A 2,255-nucleotide genomic window follows, 5' to 3' on the forward strand; every position below is an offset into this window, starting at 1 on the left:
AATTATTCCATCAGATAAATTATTTCCATTAAGAATTGAATAATACCAAATTGACTGCCAGTTAAAATTCAATACATCAAGATTGGCAAGAAGAGATGAGTCTTTACGACAATATTCACCACAAATTTGGATTAATCTATTATCACCATTATTTATTGCAAAATTGATAACAGAATTTGATGATGTAGTTGCAATTATTTCCTTAATTCCATCAAGATATTCGACTTGATAATCTACAACTAATTGATTTGTTAATGCTTGCTCAAACGAATATTCAAGAATCATGAGTTTTGCATGAAACTTAAGCCAGTTTCTATTCAATGCAAATGGTACCAGATTTTGAAAATTAGATTTATTGATGGATTTTTTTAATTGAAGTACAAAAGAATTTTCAGATTCACTCGATTTGTCTATTGTTGGTTCAATTAACTCTAAAATTGAGATATCTTGTTGTAACCAATTAAATACTGTAGATGCCTTATCAGGACTAATTGATGAAAGAAAAATGTCAAGTTGATGTTTTATGTTAATAGTCCACCAGTTAACAATACTACTCCCATTCAACTTCTCAAATAATGGTGAATAATTTTTCTTCCTAGTTTCTTTCTCTGAAAATAATTGATTTGCAAGCCACGTATTTATTGATTGTGATAATTTTCCTTCACTACTCTCAAAACTGTTTATTTTGAATGTCTTAATTATATGTAATTCACTAACATCACACGTAGAAACTAAATCGCATATTTTATCAAGTAACTTTTCTTTAAAAGGAACTCCTTTATCTTTTAAAGGAGAATATTCTGCAACAACGTGAGACAAAGTATTTAGTTTTTTTAAATCAGAAATAGAGTCAATGTTTTCAAAAGTATTTAATACTTTCCCGATCTTATTAACTGCGTCTCTAGTTAAATCACCTGTTTGAATTATGTTTTTAAAATTGGATATTCTTTCATTGGCTTTAGGGTCACCAGCAATTATTTGTTCAAAGATTTCTTTTAAAACATAATTGTCGTTTTTACGAATCAAGCAAAATCCCTTTTTTAGAAACTTGCTTTCTATATTTTCAGGGATGTTTATTAAGTTTAATTTGCCTTTAGGTATTGCATCTGCATTAAAGTTTAAACCAAAATTCAAAGATTGTTTTTCTTCAATAGGTAGAACTTTCCAAAAATGCGATAAAGCTAAATCGAAATTTTCTATACCTACCCAGATTATTGTTTTTGAATAGTCTTGAACATTAACATACCCATGAATAACTTTATTGAAACGCTCATGAAAATGTAACGGAACTTCAATCTCAATATCTCGTACTTGTTTATATAGAATTGGTTCAACAATAATTTCTTTGTTTATATTTTCAGGAAGTAATTCAAGAATAGGTTTTATATCTTGAATGTTAACCAAATCAGTTTTTGAAATTACAAAGACATGAGAAAAAACCCTTCCAGGTCTAACATTGGATGATTTATCGGGAAATGTTTTCATGATTAAATAATAATCATCAACTAAAAAACCACGAATTGCTGACTCCCAATAATTTTCACCTGTTTGCTCTTGGATATCTGTATTAAATGCTAATTTCTTTGCAAGTTTTAAATCAGATAGAGAGTGCTTGAGCAATCCATATCCTCCTTTTTCATCCTCACCACATAATATTTGATTAATTATTATTTCCACTATAAAGCCTCTAAAATTAGTTCCGTAATATCATTTGTCTCCACACCGTCATCTTTTATCAAATATCCAAAACTATCAGGACCTTCATATTGGTATTTTTCTTTGTTTTTAGGGTCATTTAATGAAAATCCCAACGCCGATAAACCTATAAATTTAACATATTGGCTGTCCCAATTTGATTCAATAAAATTTAATAATAAAGGCAGTCTCGACTCAAGAATGGATTTAGGTTTTTCTTTTGTATTCAACTCATCCCAACATGTTAGCACAACTGTTAACTTGACTTTTTGGTTCTTTAAATGGTAATTAAAACCTTTATAATGAAGTAATAATTGCAATAATTCGATTAAAGAAGATTGATCGGACAATCTATATTCATTTGAATCATCATTTTCTACATTGGGCGGATTATCTTTGGTAACCTCTATCGAACTAATATTTATAGAATGATCAACAGAATTTAATCGAATAAAAAAAATCCAATTATCACTCGTATTTATAGCTTCACTCCAATTTCTATCTACCTCTCTATTATCTATAATTCCATCGACTTGCTCTCCACCGTATTCTGGACATTG

At 28.9% G+C, this 2,255-nt stretch carries 2 protein-coding genes; both read right to left on the reverse strand.

Features of this window, described 5'->3' with window-relative positions; genetic code table 11:
* Positions 1-1,677, reverse strand: a 1,677-nt coding sequence (locus HPY60_11910; protein NPV51881.1) for a hypothetical protein, incomplete at its 3' end; no start/stop codon positions are given.
* A partial coding sequence (locus HPY60_11915) for a hypothetical protein (GenBank protein NPV51882.1) occupies positions 1,677-2,255 on the reverse strand: 579 nt, incomplete at its 5' end. The genes HPY60_11910 and HPY60_11915, both read right to left, overlap by 1 nt.

The organism is Methanofastidiosum sp. (assembly GCA_013178285.1).
Lineage (GTDB): Archaea > Methanobacteriota_B > Thermococci > Methanofastidiosales > Methanofastidiosaceae > Methanofastidiosum.